Origin of the sequence: Roseibium algicola (assembly GCF_001999245.1) — a bacterium.
GTDB classification, from domain to species: domain Bacteria; phylum Pseudomonadota; class Alphaproteobacteria; order Rhizobiales; family Stappiaceae; genus Roseibium; species Roseibium algicola.
Map to the genome: position 1 here is coordinate 3,675,031 of NZ_CP019630.1, position 19,361 is coordinate 3,694,391.

A 19,361-nucleotide genomic window follows, 5' to 3' on the forward strand; every position below is an offset into this window, starting at 1 on the left:
TCAGCGCGCCTTTTCTTCTTTGTACATCGACCAGAGGAAGTAGGCGATGAAGGCCAGCATGATCAGGAACAGCACCACGGCAATGGCCGCGCCGTAGCCCATGCGGAAGCCGTATTCGGAGAGTGCGACCTCGAACATGTAGAAGCTGAGCACTCGACTGGCGCCGAAGGGCCCGCCGTTGGTCATGACCGAAATCAGGTCGAAAGAGCGCAAAGCGCCGATGATGGTGACGACGAAGGCGATGAAGGTGGCCGGGCGAAGCTGCGGCACGATGATGTACCAGAGCATGCGCCAGCCCTTGGCGCCGTCGAGGCGTCCTGCCTCGATCTGCTCCGGATCAACCGCGTTGAGGCCGGTAAGATAGAGGATCATGCAATAGGCCGTCTGGGGCCAGAGGCCCGCGACGATGATGCCCACGGTGACCCAGTTCTCGTCCCCCAGCACGTTGAGCGGCGGCAGGCCGACCGCGCCGAGCAGAACGTTGAGGATGCCGAATGTCGGGTCGTAGAACCAGGTGAACACCAGGCCGACGACGACCTGGGAGATCACGAAGGGAAAGAAAAACAGGGATTTGTAGAGCCGGATGCCGGTGACGGTCTGGTTCAGGAACAGCGCGATGAACAGACCGGCCGGAATGGCAAGCAGATAGAGCAGCAGCCAGATGACGTTGTTCTTCAGCGAGGTGTAGAACGCGTCATCCCAGTAGAGTTCCTCGTAATTGTAGAGCCCGACATATTCCGCCTGGCCCAAACCGTCCCACTCGTAGAGCGACAGGTTGAACGACTGGAAAATCGGAAAGATCACATAGAACAGGAAGAACAGGATCCCGGGTGCCAGGAACAGCCAGGGTGTCAACTGCTGCTGGTTGCGATGCCACCAGGAACTCTGGCGGGTCTCGGCGACGGATGCTTGGGCCATTTTCGGAACTCTTCGTGAGTCGTCGGCGTATACCGGAAAAGAGGACAGGGAGCGGTTGCCCCCTGTCCGGTCATGCGAAGGCAGACCTTATTTGTAGATACGCTGTTGGGCGCGGTCCAAACGGTCCAGGATCTTGTCCAGGTTGTCCGGCTTGACCATGAATTCCTGCAGGCCTTCCATGGCAACCTTTGCCATTTCAGCCGGGGCGTCGCGGTCGAAGAACTGGGCAACGCCGCCCGGGGAGTTCGTGGACAGCATCTCAAAGCCCTGTTCCAGGAACTTGTCCTGGTCCACGGACGACTTGGCGTTCACCGGGAGCTGGCCGAGGTGCTTGCCGTCGTTGATCCAGGTCTGGACGTCCGGCGAGACCGCGAACTTCAGGAATTCGCGCGCGTTTTCCTTGTTCTCGGCATTGGCCGGAATGTGGAAGGTATCGGTCGGCGCGTCTTCCGCCTTGGCGATGCCCGGCGTGATTTCCACGAACTGGTAGAAATCGATCTGGTCATCGGAAAGACCAGCTTCGCGCAGCGGTGCCACGGCGAAGTTGCCCATCAGGTAAGCGGCTGCATCGCCCTTGACCATGAACGGCAGAGCTTCCTGCCAGGAGTAGGTCTGATGGTTGTCGATGAAGGCGCCCATGTCGATGAGCTCGCGCCAGTTGGCGAAGGTCTTGCGGACTTCGTCGGACTTCCAGGACGCCTTGCCTGTGAGCAGGTCCATGTGGAAGTCGAAGCCGTTGGTGCGCATGTTCAGGTAGTCGAACCAGCCACCTGCGGTCCAGAGAAACTTGGTACCGATGGTGTAGCACTTCTTGCCGGCATCGATGATCTTCTGGCAGTTCGCCTTTTCTTCTTCCCAGGTAGTGGGTTCGGACAGGCCAAGCTCGTCGAAGATGTCTTTGCGGTAGTAAACACCCCACTGATAGTAGGTGTAGGGCACGCCCCACTGCTTGCCGTCGATGGTCATCGCACCCTTGGTAGAGGCGAGGTTGTCGGCAATTGCCGGATCCGCCCAAAGGTCGGACACGTCCTCGAAGAGGCCGGCCTCCACGTAAGGCCGCATGCGGTTGGCCGCGTACCAGGTCGCAACGTCCGGCGCATTTGCCGTCAGGAAGTTGCGGATCTGGGTCTTGTAGGCTTCCCGGTCAATCACCGTCGTCTCGATGTTCAGCTCCGGGTTCTTCTCCTGGAACTGAGCGATCATCTCTTCCATGGTCGCACGCGGCGCCGGGTTCGATGTGTCGAGAAAGATTTTCAGATTGCCTGTCAGGCCGTCAGCAGAAGCTGCGCCCATCACGGCTGCCAACATGGCAAATGCCGCTACGGACGTTTTCAGCATGGAACGCATGGTGTCCTCCCTTTTGGTTCCATTATGTGAAACTTAGTTTTGTATATTGATACTTTGATGCGATGGCGATAAGTTGTCAACAGGCTCGACGACAAGAAACGGGCCGAAGGAGGAGCTGATGAACAAACAGGCGGGGTCATCGACAGGTGACGGCACGGTCGGCAAGGCGCTGGAAGTGCTGGACAAGGTTGCGGCTGTGGGCCGGCCTGTGCGCTTTTCCGAACTGCTGTCTGAAAGCACTCATCCCAAGGCGACGCTGTACCGGCTGCTGCAGACGCTGGTGAGCCAGGGCATGCTGGCCTACGACGAGCGCCAGCAGACCTATTCGCTGGGTATCCGCCTGGTGCGGCTGGCACATGCGGCCTGGCGGCAAAGTTCCATCGCGCCGATTGCGCGTCCCTTCGTAGGCGCCTTGTCGGAAGCTGTCGGCGAAACGGTTCACCTGGCACAGCTCGACAGCGGGCAGGTGCTTTATGTCGACAAGCGCAATCCGACCAATGCCATCGACATGTTTTCGCAGGCCGGCAAGGTTGGTCCGGCCTATTGCACCGGGGTCGGCAAGGCCCTGATGGCCTTTCTGGAGCCTGCGGACCTCGATCACGTTTTGAAGAAGCAGTCGTTCTATCGCTACACCCCGGCAACGCTGGCCAGCGAAGCTGAACTGCGGGCGGACCTGGAAAAGATCCGCGAAGAGGGGCTGTCCTACGACCGCGAGGAACACGAGCCCGGCATCATCTGCATTGCAGCGCCGATCCTGTCGTCCAAGGGGCGGCCGGTCGGGGCGCTTTCCGTTACCACGTCCACACAGCGCAAGAGCCTCGAACAGCTTCTGGAGGCACGGCCTGCACTGCTGGATACGGCCTCGAAGATCGCGGCGGCGGTCGAGGACTGGCAGTTCCCTGCCTAACAAGAATCCCAAGGGAGAGAGAATTACATGTCTGGCGTCACACTGACAAAAGCCGTCAAGAAATATGGCGACCTGGAAGTCATCCACGGAGTGGACCTTCAGATCGAGCATGGTGAATTCTGCGTTTTTGTCGGTCCGTCCGGCTGTGGCAAGTCCACCCTTCTGCGCATGATCGCCGGGCTGGAGGAAACGACCGACGGCAGGATCGAGATCGGTGGCCGTGATGTGACCAAGACAGACCCGGCGGAACGGGGCGTTGCCATGGTGTTCCAGACCTATGCGCTTTACCCGCATATGACGGTCGAGGAGAACATGGGCTTCGGGCTGAAGATGAACGGTCATCCGAAGGCCGAGATCCAGTCCAAGGTTGCCGAGGCCAGCCGCATCCTGAAGCTGGACCCTTATCTGAAGCGCAAGCCGAAGGCGCTTTCCGGCGGGCAGCGCCAGCGCGTCGCCATCGGCCGGGCCATTGTGCGCGGACCGGAAGTGTTCCTGTTCGACGAACCGCTCTCCAACCTGGATGCCGAGCTGCGTGTCGACATGCGCGTTGAAATCGCCCGCCTGCACAAGGATATCGGCGCAACGATGATCTACGTGACGCACGACCAGGTCGAGGCGATGACGCTGGCAGACAAGATCGTGGTTCTGCGCGGTGGCAATATCGAGCAGGTCGGCTCGCCGATGCAGCTCTATTCCGATCCGGACAACAGGTTCGTTGCCGGCTTCATCGGCTCGCCCAGCATGAATTTCGTGGAAGGTATTGCCGGGGAGGGCGAGGTCAGTGTTGCTGCGTTCGGCGGTGTTGCCGTGCCGACATCGGTCGCGCTGCCGGCCAAGGGCGAAAAGGTGCTGGTCGGTCTGCGCCCACAGCATCTGAAAGTCTCGCCTGCGCAGGAGGGAGCGAAGGTCGACCTGTGTGAGCAACTCGGCGGCGTCGCCTATTCCTATCTCATCTGCCCGACGGGCGAGCGTGTGATCGTGGAAACCAAGGGTGAGGATGCGCCTGTTTCTGATGGAACTGTCGCCATCGACTTCGACCCGGCTTCGGCGCTGTTCTTCGATGCGAAGACGGAACAGCGGCTGAGGTAGTCTCGCCGAGGCGACTTGTCTAGGCGGCCCACCTTCCGCACGTGATTTTTGACAAGTGAGGCAATGCCGAACCGGCAACCGGATATCAGCCGCGCCATTGGCGCGTCTCCTCGTACGAAAAAGAGTTCGCTACACTCACGCAGATGCGCTGGATTCCGGATCTGCACGCAGCTTATGCTGCGCTTGTCCGGAATGACGGTGGACAGCCGTAGATGGTGACGTTCCCGAGGGGCTGGCAACCGGATTGCGCAGGGAGCTGAGAACACCTTTCCACTTATGCCCGGACGCAGGGCATCTGGTCTGCGGGTCGCTTGCATTGCATTCGTCTGGTGGCGAGTCTGTTTTTTGACGATTTTGGCGGCTCTCCTGTCAGGGCCGATTTTTTCCCTCTGTCATCATAATCCTTCAGACAGTCTTTATCACATGACTGTCTGGCATTGCGTTGCCGCTCTTGGTGCTGTGTCTTTGCAGGACCGGGTTGCATTCATCTGTCATGAGCTCGTGTTACGCTAACTGACGACCCGCCCGGAAAGGCGGCCGCTTCGAACACGTATCTTGCCTTGACATGAATACTGATTCATGTGTCATATATTCCAGCGTCAGGCGATGATGTTACCCTGTGGAGGCCGTGGGAGCGGCCGGGCAGGTTTGCCGGCCTTTCGCGCAACGGGAGGAGAATTCATGACGAAACGCGTTTTCCGCTGGGCCGTGCCGCTTTTGGCTGGCATCAGCGTGGCGGCGGCCGGGATTGCCGGTGCCCAGGCCGACGATATCAAGATCGCCCATGTCTACGGCAAGACCGGTGCCCTGGAGGCCTATGCGAAACAGTCGCATACCGGCCTGATGATGGGCCTCGAATATGCCACCGACGGCACCATGGAAATCGACGGCCGCAAGATCGTGGTCATCGAGAAGGACACCCAGCTGAAGCCGGATATCGGCAAGGCCGCGCTGGCGGAAGCCTATGGTGACGATGAAGTCGATATCGCCGTCGGCCCCGTCTCCTCCGGCGTTGCGCTGGCCATGCTGCCGGTCGCCGAAGAATACGAGAAGGTGCTTCTGGTGGAGCCGGCGGTTGCCGACAGCATCACCGGCGAGAACTGGAACCGCTACATCTTCCGCACCGCGCGGAACTCGTCCCAGGACGCGATCGCCAACGCCGTCGCACTGGGGCAGGAAGGCGTCTCCATCGCGACGCTTGCACAGGACTATGCCTTCGGCCGTGACGGCGTCGCCGCCTTCAAGGAAGCGCTGGAAGGCACGGGTGCCAAATTGGTGTTCGAGGAATATGCGCCGACCGATACCAAGGATTTCACAGCCAACGCGCAGCGCGTCTTTGATGCCCTGAAGGATGAGCCGGGCCGCAAGTTCCTGTTCGTGATCTGGGCCGGTGGCGGCAATCCTATCAGCAAGATCAAGGCAATGGAGCCGGAGCGCTTTGGTGTCGAAATCGCCACGGGCGGCAACATCCTGGCGGCCATGGCGGCCTACAAGGAGCTGCCGGGCATGGAAGGCGCGACCTACTACTATTACGAAATCCCGAAGAACCCGGTAAACGACTGGCTGGTGGCCGAACACCAGAAGCGCTTCCACGCGCCGCCGGACTTCTTCACCGCGGGTGGCATGTCTTCCGGCATTGCCATTGTCGAGGCGATCCGCAAGGCCGGGTCCACGGAGACCGAAGACCTGATCACGGCCATGGAAGGCATGGAGTTTGAAACGCCAAAGGGCAAGATGATGTTCCGGGCGGAAGATCACCAGGCTCTGCAGTCGATGTATCACTTCAAGATCAAGGTCGATCCGGATGTCGAATGGGGCATCCCGGAGCTGGTGCGCGAGTTGACAATCGAGGACATGAACATCCCGGTGCGCAACCAGTAAGCCGAAAGAAGACGCGGCGGAGCCTTCAGCTTCGCCTGCGTGGCCCCAAGACCCTTAAGTTTGCCCGGCTGGTGTGAAATCCGTCCGGCCGGGCACTCATCCGATACAGCTTTCGCGACAATTCAAGCCTGGGAACGCGCATCGTGGCCAAGGAACACCCGATTCTGGAAACGAGGGACCTGACCATTCGCTTCGGTGGTCATGTGGCGGTCGATCACGTTTCCTGCGCCTTCGAGCGAGGCACCCTGACGGCAATCGTTGGGCCGAACGGCGCGGGCAAGACCACCTATTTCAACCTGATCTCCGGTCAGCTGGCAGCGACCTCCGGGGCAGTACTGCTCAACGGCGAGACCATCACCCGACTGTCGGTGCCTGAACGCACCGACAGGGGGATCGGCCGGGCGTTCCAGCTGACCAATCTCTTTCCGACCCTGAGCGTGCGCGAAAACGTGCGGCTTGTAGCGCAGGCGAAGGCACGCAAGGGGTTCGATCTCTTCACCGTTGCAGAAAGTCATGTGGAACTTCTGGAGCGGGCAGACCACGTGCTGGCGGAGGTCCGGCTGATCGATCAGGCCGACCAGACCGTTTCCGCTCTGCCCCATGGTGACCAGCGCAAGCTGGAAGTAGCGCTGCTGATCGCGCTTGGGCCTCAGGTGCTCATGTTCGACGAGCCGACCGCCGGCATGAGCGTCGACGAGGTGCCGGTGATCCTGGAGCTTATGCAGAAACTGAAGAGCGACATGGACCGGACGATCCTGCTGGTGGAGCACAAGATGGATGTCATTCGCACCCTGGCCGACCGCATCATCGTTCTGCACAACGGGGCACTGGTGGCCGACGGAGAACCGTCGGAAGTCATAGCCCTGCCAATCGTGCAGGAGGCCTATCTCGGCAAGGCGCCGGCTTCCTCCGGGGAGGCTGCGTGATGGCGGAAAACCTGCTTACCCTTTCCGGGGTGCACACCCACATCGGCCCTTATCACATCCTGCAGGGTGTGGAGCTCGCGGTGCCGGAAGGCGGCGTGACCGTTCTGCTTGGTCGCAACGGCGCGGGCAAGACCACCACCTTGCGCACCATCATGGGGCTCTGGACGGCCAGCCAGGGCGATATCCGGTTTGGCGATCATGTCATCACCAGATTGTCGACGCCCGAGATTTCCCGCAGGGGAATTGCCTTCGTGCCGGAAGACATGGGCATCTTCACCGATCTGACAGTTGCCGAAAACATGATCCTGGCCGCTGCCAACGGGCCGATGGATCAAAAGCGCCTTGCCTGGATCAAGGAGCTGTTTCCGCCGATCGGCAGCTTCTGGAATTCCTCCGCAGGAACGCTGTCCGGTGGTCAGAAGCAGATGCTGTCCGTGGCGCGGGCGATCATCGAGCCGCGCCGGCTGATCCTGATCGACGAGCCGACGAAAGGCCTCGCACCGGCGATCATCAAGGCGATGACCGATGCGCTGAAGGAACTGAAGGAAACCGACACCACCATCCTGCTGGTGGAGCAGAATTTTGCCATGGCATCCGGCATCGGCGACACGGTCGCGGTGATGGATGATGGCCGCATCATTCATTCCGGCCGCATGGACGAACTGGTGGCGGACGTCGCCTTGCAGGAAAAACTCATGGGGCTGAGCCTGGAGGCGCATCAATGAGCGAGACGGCGATCAAACCGCGGATCGAGAAAATCCCGCTGAAGGAACAGCTTGCCCAGAAGCTGCCGGTGCTGCTGGTGCCGGTGCTGGCTGCCGTCGGGCTCATTGCCATCGGCAATCCGGCGAGCTGGCTGACACTGACGGTGGCCGGGCTGGCCATGGGCATGATGATCTTCATCATGGCGTCGGGATTGACCGTGGTTTTCGGGCTGATGGACGTGATCAACTTCGGCCATGGCGCCTTTGTTGCCGTCGGCGCCTTTGTCGGCTTCACGGTTCTGGCCTGGCTGGCCGGCTGGACGGCTTCGCCGAGCGTCTTCATGAATCTCTCCGCCGTGCTGATTGCCATCCTTGCGGCCATGCTCGTCACCGGCCTTCTCGGTCTTGCCTTCGAGCGGGTGATCGTGATGCCGGTCTACGGCGAACATCTGAAGCAGATCCTTGTCACCATGGGTGGGCTGATCGTGGCCCAGCAGATGATCTACGTGGTCTGGGGGCCGGACGAGCTGCATATGTCCCGCCCGGAAGCCTTGCAGGGATCGCTGGTGATCGGCGAAGCGGCCATCGAAAAATATCGCCTGGTGGCGGTCGGCATTGGTCTCGCGCTGTTCATCGGCATGCGCCATATCCTGAAGAACACCAAGATCGGTCTGCTGGTGCGCGCCGGAGTGGAGAACGGCGAGATGGTGGAAGCACTCGGCTACCGCATCCGCCGGCTGTTCCTGATCGTGTTCATGACCGGGTCGGCGCTGGCCGGGCTCGGGGGCGTCATGTGGGGCCTCTATCAGGAAACGATTACCGCGCACATGGGCTCGGAGATCATGGTGCTGGTGTTCATCGTGGTGATCATCGGCGGCCTTGGCTCGGTCGAGGGCTGCTTCATCGGCGCCATGTTGGTGGGACTGCTTGCAAACTACACGGCTTTTCTGGCGCCGAAGGTGGCGCTGATCTCGACCATCGCGCTGATGGTCGCGGTGCTGATGTGGCGACCGCAGGGCCTTTATCCGGTGGTCAAGGCGAAGTAGGGACGGAACAAGATCATGCTGACCAGACTTCTTTCCGGCGACACGCCGCGCAGCGGTCTTCTGACTGCGCTGCTGCTGATCGTGTTGATCTCGCTCGCCTTTGCACCGTTTCTCTTTCCCGGCACCAAGTCGCTGGAGACGGCCGCGCGGATCTGCATCTTCATCGTGCTGGTGGCAAGTTATGACCTGTTGCTGGGTTATGCCGGTATCGTTTCCTTCGCCCACACCATGTTCTTCGGCATCGGCGCTTATGGGACCGCGCTTGCCCTGTCGACCACCGGGCCGAACTACGGTTCGCTGATCTGGGGTACGGCGGCGGGTGCCGGGGTTGCGGCCCTGTTCGCGCTGGCCATCGGGCTGTTCTCGCTTCGGGTGAAGGCGATCTTCTTCGCCATGGTGACGCTGGCGGTCGCAAGCGCCTTTGCCGTGCTGGTGTCGCAGATGTCCTGGCTGACAGGCGGTGAGGACGGGCTCAACTACAAGATCCCGCGCGAACTGACGCCCGCCTTCAAGCTTATCAAGACGAAGGTGTTCGACGTCAGCATCAATGGCAAGATCCTGGCCTATTACCTGGTGTTCTTCGCCGCCGCGATCCTGTTCCTGATCATGCTGCGCATCGTCAATTCGCCGTTCGGCCGCACGCTGAAGGCGGTTCGCGACAATGCCTTCCGGGCGGAGGCGATCGGTTACCGCGTGGTCTGGTATCGCACCACGGCCACCGTTCTGTCGGCAGTCATGGCAGCGCTTGCGGGCTCTCTTCTGGCCATCTGGCTGCGCTACACCGGCCCGGCAACAACGCTCTCCATGGAGATCATGATCGACATTCTGCTGATGGTCGTGATAGGGGGCATGGGCACGCTCTATGGGGCCGTGCTCGGGGCAACCCTGTTCATTCTGGCGCAGACCTATCTGCAGAACCTGATGGGTGTTGCTGCAGAAGCAACCAGCGCGGTGCCGGTGTTCTCGACGCTGGTGGCGCCGGAACGCTGGCTGTTGTGGCTGGGTGTTCTCTTCATTCTGTCGGTCTATTTTTTCCCGACGGGCATTGTCGGACGGCTACGGGCGGGGCGTGCGTGAGCGGGAATATGCTGCATATCCGCGACGAGGGAACGGGCAGACCGCTGGTGCTGATCCACGGCTGGTCTTGCCCGGGCCGGTTCTTCGAAGGCCAGATCGAGGCTCTGAAAACTGACGCCCGTTGCATCGTTCCGGATCTGCCGGGCCACGGCAAAACAGCGGGCCGGTTGCCATTGACCATCGAGGCAGCAGCCGATGCGGTTCATGCGGCTTTGGCCGAGCGCGAACTAACTGAAGTAATCCTCTGCGGTTGGTCGATGGGTGCGTTGGTTTCCTATGCAATGATCGAGCGGCACGGCGCGGACCGGATCTCGCAGTTCGTTGCCATTGACATGACGCCGAAGGTTCTGAACGACCCCGACTGGCAGAACGGAACGCTGAACGGCCTCAATGCCGAACTCAACGACCATTTCCTGAATGCCATTGTGGCGGATTGGGCCAAACTGCCGGCCCGGATCGCGAGAAGACTGTTCGCCGAAGGCCTGCCCGTGCCGGAGTGCGTTGCGGAGCTAGCCCGCAAAGAGATTGCTGCAGCCGATCCTGTGCTCTTGAAGCCGATGTGGTCCTCACTCACAGCGCAGGATTTCCGCCCTCTTTTGAAAGCCTTTCCCGTGCCGTTTCATCTGGTTGCGGGTCTGCGCAGCCAGCTTTACGGCCCGGGTGTCCATCGCTGGCACGCGGACAATGTTCCGGATTTCCATTTCCATGGCTTTGAAGCGTCGGGCCACGCGCCGCACATGGAAGAGCCGGACAAGTTCGACAGCCTGCTGCGGAACCTTGTGAAGGGCTGAGGCGCACTAACTTGGCTTTTTGGGACGGCCATCCTGACCGTTTCCTCAGTGTCCGCCGCCCAGCTTCGCCTTCATGAATTCAATGATCCGATCCAGGATGCTCAAAACCAGGAACACGGCGAGCAGGCCGACGAAGAAGCGGAGGTCGCGCAGCAACGTGCCGGGGGCAAAATTCTGGACGCTGCTGTTGGCGTAGGTCCACACAGCCCAGGCGATCCCGGCGAGGAGTGCCGTCATCACCAGCGAGATCACGATGGTCTGCCAGAGTGGCTTTTGCGGCTGGTCGCTCATTTCAGCACCCTTGCGGTCAGAAGGTCTGCCTTGAACACCATCAGGTCGTCCAGCTGTTCGACCTCGCCTTCGACCTCAATGTAAAGCGCCAGCAGCGGATCGATGGCCTCGCCAAGAAGCTGGCCGTCCTTGCCTGCCAGAAGAAAGAAATTGCGCCCCTCGACCGGTCCGGACGAGACGAAGACCGGGGGAATGCCGCCGGTCAGGCAAAGGTCCGCGCAGGCCTTGTGCGCAAGGCCCCGGCCCGGGCGCATGGCGCCCGCATAGCACTTGCCGTCGCAGATTTCACCGGTCAGTTTCCAGCGGCCCAGCGAGATGGGTTCGGATGGGGTGAAGCCGGGCGCATCGTCCATAGCAGGTGCTACCTGTCCCACCTGGATCATTGTCAGATCGCCCCGGTTCACGGGCACTCCACGCAAGGTCACCGGCATCTCGCGATTTGCTTCGGCCTGTTCAAAGACACCGCGTTTGCCCTGGCCTGCCAGCATGTAGGTGTGGGCAGGGGTGTCGCCATCAGCCGGAATGCGGAACACCGGATAGGGCCGAAGTTCGAGCAGGCCTGTTTGCTCGAACCTGTTGCCCCACTGAAACGTGCCGCTGCCCGGATCGTTCTGGGTGGTGGACAGGGCGAAGGCTGCAAGGCCCAGTCCCGCGACAAAACACAGGGAGAAGACCCCGAGAAAGGCCACCAGCGGCTTCGGCACCTTGTTGAGATAGCCGACGAAAAACGGCGCCGCCTTGGTTTGTTTCCAGCTCATGCCGCACCTCCGATCACCACCGGCTCGACATAGGTGCCGGGTGGCAGAGCGTTGGGATCGAGCAGGACGGTGGAGCCGACCAGCTTCAGCTTGTAGGTGGCGATCTTCTCGGTGAAGGGCGCGGGTGCTCGGCCGTCGGCCAGATTGTACTGGTACCCGTGCCAGGGGCAGGTGATGCAACCCCACAGCACCTTGCCTTCGCCAAGCGGACCGTTCTGGTGGGCGCAGACATTGGTGACAGCCGACAGCTTGCCGTCATACTTGAAGATCGCGACACGCTCCTCTTCGCTCAAGGTCACGACCTTGGCGCATTTGTCGTCGATTTCGTCCACCTCTCCGGCGACGACCCAACCGGCTTCCTCAAGGGAAGCCTTTGCCGTGGCATCGCCTTCTTCCCGATTGGCTTCCAGGCGCCCGCTTGCAAAGTGAAGACCGCAGACCATGACAACGCTTGCCGCAACCATGCCGGTGAAGATGGGATCGGACGGGCCTTGCAGAGCGCCGAGCGCGACATGCAACACTACGAAGGCGTAGGCGGCATAGATGAACATGTGCAGCGCCTTCCAGATCGGCGCTCCCAGAAAGCTGAGCCAGAAATCATGGCTGGTGGCAGCCAGTACGAACAGGATCAGGAGCGCGGCGATACCGAAAGCCTCGAAGGGAAAGCCGATCACCTGCCCGTAGCTTGTGTTGGACGACAGTAACGCGACGTAGCTTTCTGTCGGTGAGAAGTTGAAATACCAGCCAAGCACATAGTTGGCGTGAACGGCGGCAATACCGGCGGTCATCACACCGAAATGGCGGCGGTTATAAAGCAGCGGCAAAAAGCGCCGGTCGAGCCGGGCCAGCGGCCCGATGCACAGGATCACCGTCAGCATCAGGAAGGCACAACTGCCGAAGGCACGCATCCTCAGGATGGCACCGTCGATTGGCCGGGTGATATCCTCATAGAACGGCCCGACACGAATGAAGATGTAAAGATAAAGTGCGACGGCAATCAGCAGGATGGCGTCATAGACCATCTTGTTGCGGTTCCAGATCACCGGTGTGTATTGCACGCTCATTGGCTTGCCTCCCCGGAGCTTTCCACCGGAGCTTCAATCAGCACAGCCGGTCTGTCCGCGGGCGGCGACTGACGCATCGCCAGAATGGTGAAGAAGACCAGCGGCAGGAGCAGGCCAAGGACAGTCCAGATACGGGCATGAGCTTTGCGATGTGCACGTTTCACCGGCCAGCCTCCCCATGCTTTTCAAGCACGTACCAGCGATAGAGCACCAGCGGCCAGATCAGGCAGATGCCGGGAATGAGCAAGGGCCGGAAGACATGAGACCCGCGTGCGGATGGCTCCACCCGGTCGATGCCGATGACAAGAAAGAGTGCCGCGACCAGCCCGCCGGCCATGAGATAGTATTTTCCGATGTCGATCAGAATGGCTGCTGTTTGCAAGTGGACCCCCGCCAGGTCTGGATGTGATTGGTGTCAGCTTAGCTCATTACGAAGCATTGCCAACGGCCTCTTCAAGTCTTCCGGTCCGAGTTGGCCTCTCTTCTCTTCTCACCCCGTCATTGCAGGGCTCGACCCTGCAATGACGGAGGAGGAGGTGATGCTCGAGTGGCCTTGCCGCGTAAAAGGAGCGATTGAGACCTTGTCACGGTTTCCATCAAACCAGATCCGCATCGGTAATGATCTCCACCAGTGACGGACCGTCGTGGGCGATCGCATCGGCGATGGCGTCTTTCAGCTCGGCGGGGTCGGTCACCCGGTGGCCGTGACCACCGCACAGGCGCGCGAAAGCGGCGAAGGACGGGTTGGTGAGGTTCGTTTCCCAAACCGGCCATTCGCCCGAGCGCTGCTCCTTGGAGATCTTGCCGAGCTCGGAATTGTTCAAAAGGATATGGGTTATATCCATTCCGTATTTGACGGCCGTGGTGAACTCCATGGCGTATTGACCAAAGCCTCCGTCACCCGAAATCGAGATCACCTTGCGGCCCCGGAATTCCTCGAAGTCCTGGGTCGCGCTCCAGGCGCCGAGGGCTGCCGGCAGGCTGAAGCCGATGGAGCCGAGATAGCCGGACATCAGGATGCGCTGTCCGCAAGGCTCAAAATACCGACCGAAGGAATAGGTGTTGTTGCCGACGTCGACCGGGATGATCGCGTCTGGTGGGCACAGATCGCTCAAAGCCTTGAAAACGGCCGCCGAGTGAACGCCCCTGCCGCCGTCCTCGGAAAGACGAAGGTCCTTTTCCGCGCGCCAGATTGTCCAGCGTTCCACCAGCTCGCTCGCCTGGTCGGGGGCATCTGCCGGTTTCAGCACCTGATCGACAATGGCTTCGCAGAAGGTGCCGATCTCGCCCCAGACAGGCAGGGTCACGGGATGGAACTTGCCAAGCTGCATGCGTTCGAAATCCACCTGGATGATGGTCTTGTAGGGGGCGATGCCTGTGTGGTTGGCAAAGGAAGACCCGAGCGAGACGATCAGATCCGCCTCGTTCATGAACCAGCTTGCAATGGGCGTCCCGGAGCGGCCAAGAACACCAGCCGCCAGCGGGTGGGTGTCCGGGATCAGGCCCTTGCCCTTGAAAGTGGTCAGGACCGGAGCGCCGAGCTTTTCGGCAAGCGCAACGACCTTGTCGCGAACATCCTTGGCGCCGTAGCCAAGCACAATGACCGGGCGTTTCGCTGCGTTGATCATCTCAACGGCCTTTGCGAGGTCCTCGCCGGAGGGCGTGATGCCGGTTCCGCCGAGGCGGCCTTCGGGTTTGCCTGCCTCCCTGCTGCTCGGGTTGGTCTGGACGTCGTCGGGGAAAATGAGATTGGCGACATCCCGTTCCACCAGCGCGGTTTTCAAGGCCAGCGACATCAGCTCGGCATGGTTGGAGGTGCTGAGCACCGGCTGGGAAAACTTCGAGACGGCTTCGAACGCGGATTTGAGATCAATGTCCTGAAAGGCCCCTGGGCCGAACACCTGGGTCTGAACCTGGCCGGTGAGGGCCAGAACCGGTGACCGGTCGACCTTGGCGTCCCAGAGGCCGGTCAGAAGGTTGGTTGCGCCGGGGCCGGCAATGGTGAGGCAGGCTGCCGGTTTGCCTGTCAGCTTGCCATAGGCGGATGCGGCGAAGGCGGCGGCACCCTCGTGGCGTATGCCAATATAACCCAAGGTGCCCTTGTCGACCTGACGGCGTATCGCATCGGCAAGGCCGAGGTTGGAGTGGCCGACCATGCCGAAGACACGCTTGACGCCCCAGTTGACCATGGTTTCGGCCATGACGTCGGTCACCGTGCGTTCATGGGGCGGCTCCGGATCCAGGCCGATGTAGATCTCGTCGCCATCGATCCTGAGGGGATAGAGCTTTTGGCCACTGTCTTCGTGACCGCCGGGAGGCGTACCTGTCAGCGGATCGAAATCCCAGCCGTGCCAGGGGCATCGGATCCAGCATTTGCCGTCCGATCCCTTCTCGATGGAACCTTCCCCGAGCGGGCCGCGCTGATGCGGGCAATGATTGTCCATCGCCGCCCACTGGCCTTCGAAATGCGACAGGCAGATCGAGGTTGTACGCGCCGTAACCGTTTTCACCCGGCCTTCGGGCAGGTCGTTGACGTGCCCAACCTTGATCCAGTCGAGATCCTGTGCGTCCATTGGTCTTCCTCCCTTAAACGTCGCGATCGGTCACGCGATGCCGCCATAGGCAACGCCGGATAGCTCGGCCATTTCCCGTTTCCAGGTCGTCAGGTCTTCCAGGGTGAACTGGCTCAGGTGCGAATGGCCGCAGGCCCTTGCCATCACCTGCATCAGTTCAACCGATGCTTCGAAGAAGTTGGTCAGCTGACGGGCGGATTTCTCGATTTCCAGCCGATTGACCAGATGCGGTTTCTGGGTGGCGATCCCGACCGGGCAATTGTTGGTGTGGCAGGCTCGCATGGCGATACAGCCGATGGCCTGCATGGCCGAATTGGAAAGCGCCACCGCGTCGGCACCGAGCGCCAGGGCCTTGATGAAATCGGCGGGTTTGCGCAGGCCGCCTGTGATGATCAACGTGATGTCCGGCCGTTCCGACGTGTCGAGATGCCTCCGGGCGCGGGCGAGCGCGGGAATGGTCGGCACGGAGATATTGTCGCGGAAGATGATCGGTGCTGCCCCGGTGCCGCCGCCACGGCCATCAAGGATGATGTAGTCGACACCCAGCTCCAGCGCCGCGTCGATATCCTTTTCGACGTGCTGGGCCGACAGCTTGTAACCGATCGGGATGCCGCCGGTGCGGGTGCGGACCTTGTCGGCGAAATCCTTTATCTGGGATCGATCTGTCCAGTCCGGAAAGCGGGGCGGCGAGATCGCGTCTTCGCCTTCCTTCAAGCCGCGGACCTCGGCAATCTTGCCCTTGACCTTGGCACCGGGCAGATGACCGCCGGTGCCAGTCTTGGCACCCTGACCGCCCTTGAAGTGAAACGCCTGAACCTTGTCGAGCTTGTCCCACGCAAAACCGAAACGGGCCGAGGCAAGTTCATAGAAATACCTGGAATTGGCCTGTTGTTCTTCCGGTAGCATGCCGCCTTCGCCGGAGCAGATGCCGGTTCCGGCAAGGTCTGCGCCTCTGGCAAGGGCAATCTTGGCCGGCTCCGAAAGGGCGCCAAAGCTCATGTCGGAGACCAGCAACGGGATCTTCAGTTTCAGCGGTTTCTGCGCGTTCGGCCCGACAACAACGTCGGTGCCGACCGGTTCGTCCTCCAGAAGCGGGAATTTCTGCAGTTGGGCCGTCAGGATCTGGATATCGTCCCAGTCGGGCAGCTGGTTGCGCGGCACGCCCATGGCGTCGACGCGGCCATGATGACCTGTCTTTTTAAGACCGTCGCGGGCGTATTGCTGGATCAGGCCGTTGTAAGGTTCTTCCTCGGTGCCGTGGCTGGTGTCGGCATAAAGGCCGAGGTAGCTGCTGCGGTTGAACGGCTGCGGATGCTCCCGAGCCCAGGCGGCGACCTCGTCCTCGTCGACCAGGATATCGTCGCCTTCCACCCAGCTCTTGAATTTCGGCAGGGCCTCGGAGTTGTTGTATTCGGAGACGCCGCTGTCGAGCCGGTAATCCCAGTAATGAACACCGCAGATGAGGTTGTTGCCGCTGACATAGCCATCTGACATGAGCGCGCCGCGATGCAGGCAGCGGCCGTAGAAGACGGAGATGTCGTCGTCGAAGCGAACAACCACAAGGTCAACATCGGCGACGAGGGCATAGGTCGGTTTTCTGTCGGGCAATTCGCTGAGTTTGGCAACAACCTGTTTTGTCATGTTTTCCCCCGGCTACTGGCGATATGCGCCCTGGCTATTGGGTTGGTCGAAATTCAGTCGGCAGGCACTTCCGGCCGCATGGGCGGCATGGCCTTGAGTTCCGCTGCCCCGTCCTTGCCGGACATGTGAGCACCGTACCATTTGGCAAAAGGCACGGCTGTGACACCATGCAGGACCGCGCTGATCCAGACCGCGTTAACGGCCAGGTTCAGGAGCTGTTCGCCGATTGCGTGATCGATCTGGTCGACGACGAGCAGCGCAAAAAGGGCTGTTGCCAGTCCACGCGGGCCGAACCAGCCGAAAAAGAGCTTGGTCAGCGGGGCGGCATCCGTGCCGGCAAGCGACAGCCAAACCGCTAGTGGTCGCACCACGAACAGGCTCACCAGAATGAGCGCAAGGCTGGCGGCATCAAGGTGAGCGATGGCATCGGGCAACAGGGCAAGACCGATCAGGAAAAAGGCACCCCAAGAAAGCATCTGGCCTTCGCTTTCGGTGAATTCGTAGATGAAGGCGCATTGCCCCTTGATGACGTTGCCGAAGAAGAGCCCTGCGACGAACGCTGATATGAAGCCGTTGCCGCCAATTTCGCCGGCGGCCAGATAAGCGCCGCAAGCCATGGCAATGGCGCCGATGCCTTCGATGGTATCGGTGGTCATGCCCCGGCGTTTGGCAGCCAGAAACAGCACCCCGCCCGCAGCACCGATGGCCGCGCCCGCCAGGGGGCCAAGGATCAGTTGCTTGGCGCCAAACATCAGCCAGTCTGTCGCGCCCGGCTGCATCATTTCCCCGGCAAGGCTCGCGAACAGCAAGATGGCCGGCAGGGCCAGTCCGTCATTGAGGCCGCTTTCCAGCGTCAGCGCCCGGCGCACCCGCTCCGGCACCGCCTTGTTGGTGATGACAGCCTGGCCGAGAGCAGCATCGGTCGGGGCGAGCAGCGCGGCAGCAAGAGCGGCGACGATGAGCGGTTCGCCGCTCAAAAACGGTATGGCCGCCATGGTTCCGATAATGATGGCAAGTGGCAGGCCAAGGGCGAGCATGCGCAAGGGCCATTGGTGACGCTGGCGCAGGGCCTGAAGATTGATCTGGGCAGCGTCCAGGAACAGAAGGACGATGAGAGCCAATTCGGCAACGATATGCAGAAGGCGTTCAGCATCGGTTCCAGGCATCAGCCCGGTCTGGGCCATCAGGTAACCGAAGCCGATGAAGAGGATCGGCGCTGTCAGGACGCCGTTCGACAATTTCCTGGCCAGCAGCGTGTAGCAGACCGTAAACAGCGCCAGAAGCAACAGGCCGGTTGTCATGAAACGGTATCCCCCTCGAACGATGTGACGTTAGGACAGCGCGAGCTGCCGTCTCAAATCATAATGCGATGACGTGGTTGTGCGACAGCCGTGATTTGCCAATGGCGAAAATGCGTCTGGAAAGGGTGGGTCCAAGGACCGTGTGAGGGTTACTGCAAGGCTGCCAATTGCTTCAGGATGCGCTGCGCATCGGCGGGTTTGGCGGCGATTTCAAGGATCAGTTTCTTGCGCACTGCTTCGGCAAATGTCGCTGGACTGTCGGCAGTCACCACAAAGGCGGCCGGACCACCGATGATGCTCTCGTAGAACCGCTTTTCCAGATCGTAGGCAATCGGCCGGCCGGAACAATGCCGGCACAGAACCGCCAGGCCGTTGATGACAATGCCGGAGGAAACCACGATATTCCGGGCTTCGGGTATGGTCGGACCGTTCCAGTTGTTGGCGCTGTCGGCAGAAAGGTCGATCACCCTGCGCAAGCCTGCAAAGGCATTGTCGTCGATCAGCTCCTTGCCTTTCAGAAGCGCTGCGCCGATGGCGTTGCGGCCGTAGGCGCGGCGCGGGGCTGCCATCAGTTCCGTTGCAAAATGCTGGGCGCTCTCCGGTCCGTCGATGACTGTCCAGTCCACGACAACATCCTGCGAGTGCATGTCTGCCCATTCGACATAGGTGACGACGATCTTGCCGTAGATGTTGCTGGCGATCGCATTCAGCACTGACGGATCCGTGATCGCGTCGGCATAGCCCTTGCGTTGAAACCGAATTTCTTCGTCATCGATGGACCCGGTCGCATCGGCCAGGAGCACCAGTTCCAGGTCGAGTTCTTCGGAAAAGGCTGGGGGGATCAGAAAAAGGAACCAGACAACAACAGCAAGGATTATCCGCATCGCAACCGTCTCCCCGTGGCAAAGGCATTTGAGAGTAGCTAGGGCAGGGTCGGGAAAAGGGCAGGGTGGATGATGGTCGTGTCGCGAAGTTTGTCGTTGTTTGCACATGTCATAATACGGCTTGCCCCACTCGTATCCGGGGAAGCTCTCGCCACAGGATATT

Annotated in this window: 19 protein-coding genes; 8 read left to right on the forward strand and 11 right to left on the reverse strand. The window is 60.8% G+C overall.

What is annotated here, in order from left to right; genetic code table 11:
* Together B0E33_RS17000 and B0E33_RS17005 are read right to left on the reverse strand one after the other, a co-directional pair.
* The gene (locus B0E33_RS17000) at positions 1–918 is read right to left on the reverse strand and encodes a carbohydrate ABC transporter permease (RefSeq protein ID WP_023003020.1); all 918 of its coding nucleotides are present in this window, start codon (positions 916–918) and stop codon (positions 1–3) included.
* An 87-nt stretch (positions 919–1,005) separates the two neighbouring features.
* Positions 1,006–2,265, reverse strand: a complete 1,260-nt coding sequence (locus tag B0E33_RS17005; RefSeq protein WP_075284229.1) for an ABC transporter substrate-binding protein — start codon at positions 2,263–2,265, stop codon at positions 1,006–1,008.
* Between the two features lie 118 nt (positions 2,266–2,383).
* Between B0E33_RS17005 and B0E33_RS17010 the strand changes: the two genes are divergently transcribed.
* From B0E33_RS17010 to B0E33_RS17045, 8 genes are all read left to right on the forward strand, one after another.
* Positions 2,384–3,172: an IclR family transcriptional regulator gene (locus tag B0E33_RS17010; protein ID WP_077291840.1), complete on the forward strand. Its 789-nt coding sequence runs from the start codon at positions 2,384–2,386 to the stop codon at positions 3,170–3,172.
* Between the two features lie 27 nt (positions 3,173–3,199).
* Positions 3,200–4,261: an ABC transporter ATP-binding protein gene (locus B0E33_RS17015; RefSeq protein ID WP_062487193.1), complete on the forward strand. Its 1,062-nt coding sequence runs from the start codon at positions 3,200–3,202 to the stop codon at positions 4,259–4,261.
* 681 nt (positions 4,262–4,942) lie between these two features.
* Positions 4,943–6,142 carry a substrate-binding domain-containing protein gene (locus B0E33_RS17020; protein WP_077291841.1) on the forward strand — a complete coding sequence of 400 codons (1,200 nt, stop codon included), beginning with the start codon at positions 4,943–4,945 and terminating at the stop codon, positions 6,140–6,142.
* Positions 6,143–6,285: 143 nt separating this feature from the next.
* The gene (locus B0E33_RS17025) at positions 6,286–7,068 is read left to right on the forward strand and encodes an ABC transporter ATP-binding protein (protein WP_208997649.1); all 783 of its coding nucleotides are present in this window, start codon (positions 6,286–6,288) and stop codon (positions 7,066–7,068) included.
* Positions 7,068–7,793, forward strand: a complete 726-nt coding sequence (locus B0E33_RS17030) for an ABC transporter ATP-binding protein (protein WP_077291843.1) — start codon at positions 7,068–7,070, stop codon at positions 7,791–7,793. Before B0E33_RS17025 ends, B0E33_RS17030 begins: the two co-directional genes overlap by 1 nt.
* Complete coding sequence (locus B0E33_RS17035) at positions 7,790–8,818, forward strand: branched-chain amino acid ABC transporter permease (RefSeq protein WP_077291844.1); 1,029 nt, start codon at positions 7,790–7,792, stop codon at positions 8,816–8,818. Before B0E33_RS17030 ends, B0E33_RS17035 begins: the two co-directional genes overlap by 4 nt.
* A 15-nt stretch (positions 8,819–8,833) precedes the next feature.
* On the forward strand, positions 8,834–9,895 hold the full coding sequence (locus tag B0E33_RS17040) for a branched-chain amino acid ABC transporter permease (RefSeq protein ID WP_077291845.1): 1,062 nt from the start codon (positions 8,834–8,836) through the stop codon (positions 9,893–9,895).
* Positions 9,892–10,686 carry an alpha/beta fold hydrolase gene (locus tag B0E33_RS17045; RefSeq protein WP_208997650.1) on the forward strand — a complete coding sequence of 265 codons (795 nt, stop codon included), beginning with the start codon at positions 9,892–9,894 and terminating at the stop codon, positions 10,684–10,686. The genes B0E33_RS17040 and B0E33_RS17045 overlap by 4 nt, the downstream gene beginning before the upstream one ends.
* Positions 10,687–10,731: 45 nt before the next feature.
* On the opposite strand, the gene B0E33_RS17050 is transcribed toward B0E33_RS17045, so the two are convergent.
* From B0E33_RS17050 to B0E33_RS17085, 9 genes are all read right to left on the reverse strand, one after another.
* The gene (locus B0E33_RS17050; protein WP_077291847.1) at positions 10,732–10,977 is read right to left on the reverse strand and encodes a hypothetical protein; all 246 of its coding nucleotides are present in this window, start codon (positions 10,975–10,977) and stop codon (positions 10,732–10,734) included.
* Entirely contained in the window at positions 10,974–11,735 is a 762-nt protein-coding gene (locus tag B0E33_RS17055; protein WP_077291848.1) for a hypothetical protein, read from the reverse strand. Before B0E33_RS17055 ends, B0E33_RS17050 begins: the two co-directional genes overlap by 4 nt.
* Positions 11,732–12,799, reverse strand: a complete 1,068-nt coding sequence (locus B0E33_RS17060; RefSeq protein ID WP_077291849.1) for a Rieske 2Fe-2S domain-containing protein — start codon at positions 12,797–12,799, stop codon at positions 11,732–11,734. Before B0E33_RS17060 ends, B0E33_RS17055 begins: the two co-directional genes overlap by 4 nt.
* Entirely contained in the window at positions 12,796–12,963 is a 168-nt protein-coding gene (locus tag B0E33_RS31130) for a hypothetical protein (RefSeq protein WP_167579551.1), read from the reverse strand. Before B0E33_RS31130 ends, B0E33_RS17060 begins: the two co-directional genes overlap by 4 nt.
* Positions 12,960–13,181 carry a hypothetical protein gene (locus B0E33_RS17065; protein WP_062487206.1) on the reverse strand — a complete coding sequence of 74 codons (222 nt, stop codon included), beginning with the start codon at positions 13,179–13,181 and terminating at the stop codon, positions 12,960–12,962. Before B0E33_RS17065 ends, B0E33_RS31130 begins: the two co-directional genes overlap by 4 nt.
* A 214-nt stretch (positions 13,182–13,395) precedes the next feature.
* Positions 13,396–15,372, reverse strand: a complete 1,977-nt coding sequence (locus B0E33_RS17070) for a thiamine pyrophosphate-binding protein (protein ID WP_077291850.1) — start codon at positions 15,370–15,372, stop codon at positions 13,396–13,398.
* A 30-nt stretch (positions 15,373–15,402) separates the two neighbouring features.
* A complete protein-coding gene (locus B0E33_RS17075) occupies positions 15,403–17,013 on the reverse strand; it encodes a glutamate synthase-related protein (protein ID WP_077291851.1) in 1,611 nt (536 codons plus the stop codon).
* Between the two features lie 53 nt (positions 17,014–17,066).
* A complete protein-coding gene (locus B0E33_RS17080) occupies positions 17,067–18,314 on the reverse strand; it encodes a cation:proton antiporter domain-containing protein (RefSeq protein ID WP_077291852.1) in 1,248 nt (415 codons plus the stop codon).
* Between the two features lie 149 nt (positions 18,315–18,463).
* A complete protein-coding gene (locus B0E33_RS17085; RefSeq protein ID WP_077291853.1) occupies positions 18,464–19,198 on the reverse strand; it encodes a DUF1194 domain-containing protein in 735 nt (244 codons plus the stop codon).
* Positions 19,199–19,361: the final 163 nt, after the last annotated feature.

Coding starts and splice junctions, on each gene's coding strand:
- B0E33_RS17030 (WP_077291843.1), top strand. CDS start 7,068: ATGGCGGAAAACCTGCTTACCCTTTCCGGGGTGCACACCCACATCGGC.
- B0E33_RS17020 (WP_077291841.1), top strand. CDS start 4,943: ATGACGAAACGCGTTTTCCGCTGGGCCGTGCCGCTTTTGGCTGGCATC.
- B0E33_RS17015 (WP_062487193.1), top strand. CDS start 3,200: ATGTCTGGCGTCACACTGACAAAAGCCGTCAAGAAATATGGCGACCTG.
- B0E33_RS17000 (WP_023003020.1), bottom strand. CDS start 918: ATGGCCCAAGCATCCGTCGCCGAGACCCGCCAGAGTTCCTGGTGGCAT.
- B0E33_RS17070 (WP_077291850.1), bottom strand. CDS start 15,372: ATGGACGCACAGGATCTCGACTGGATCAAGGTTGGGCACGTCAACGAC.
- B0E33_RS17035 (WP_077291844.1), top strand. CDS start 7,790: ATGAGCGAGACGGCGATCAAACCGCGGATCGAGAAAATCCCGCTGAAG.
- B0E33_RS17055 (WP_077291848.1), bottom strand. CDS start 11,735: ATGAGCTGGAAACAAACCAAGGCGGCGCCGTTTTTCGTCGGCTATCTC.
- B0E33_RS17075 (WP_077291851.1), bottom strand. CDS start 17,013: ATGACAAAACAGGTTGTTGCCAAACTCAGCGAATTGCCCGACAGAAAA.
- B0E33_RS17005 (WP_075284229.1), bottom strand. CDS start 2,265: ATGCGTTCCATGCTGAAAACGTCCGTAGCGGCATTTGCCATGTTGGCA.
- B0E33_RS17085 (WP_077291853.1), bottom strand. CDS start 19,198: ATGCGGATAATCCTTGCTGTTGTTGTCTGGTTCCTTTTTCTGATCCCC.
- B0E33_RS17010 (WP_077291840.1), top strand. CDS start 2,384: ATGAACAAACAGGCGGGGTCATCGACAGGTGACGGCACGGTCGGCAAG.
- B0E33_RS17080 (WP_077291852.1), bottom strand. CDS start 18,314: ATGACAACCGGCCTGTTGCTTCTGGCGCTGTTTACGGTCTGCTACACG.
- B0E33_RS17050 (WP_077291847.1), bottom strand. CDS start 10,977: ATGAGCGACCAGCCGCAAAAGCCACTCTGGCAGACCATCGTGATCTCG.
- B0E33_RS17040 (WP_077291845.1), top strand. CDS start 8,834: ATGCTGACCAGACTTCTTTCCGGCGACACGCCGCGCAGCGGTCTTCTG.
- B0E33_RS17060 (WP_077291849.1), bottom strand. CDS start 12,799: ATGAGCGTGCAATACACACCGGTGATCTGGAACCGCAACAAGATGGTC.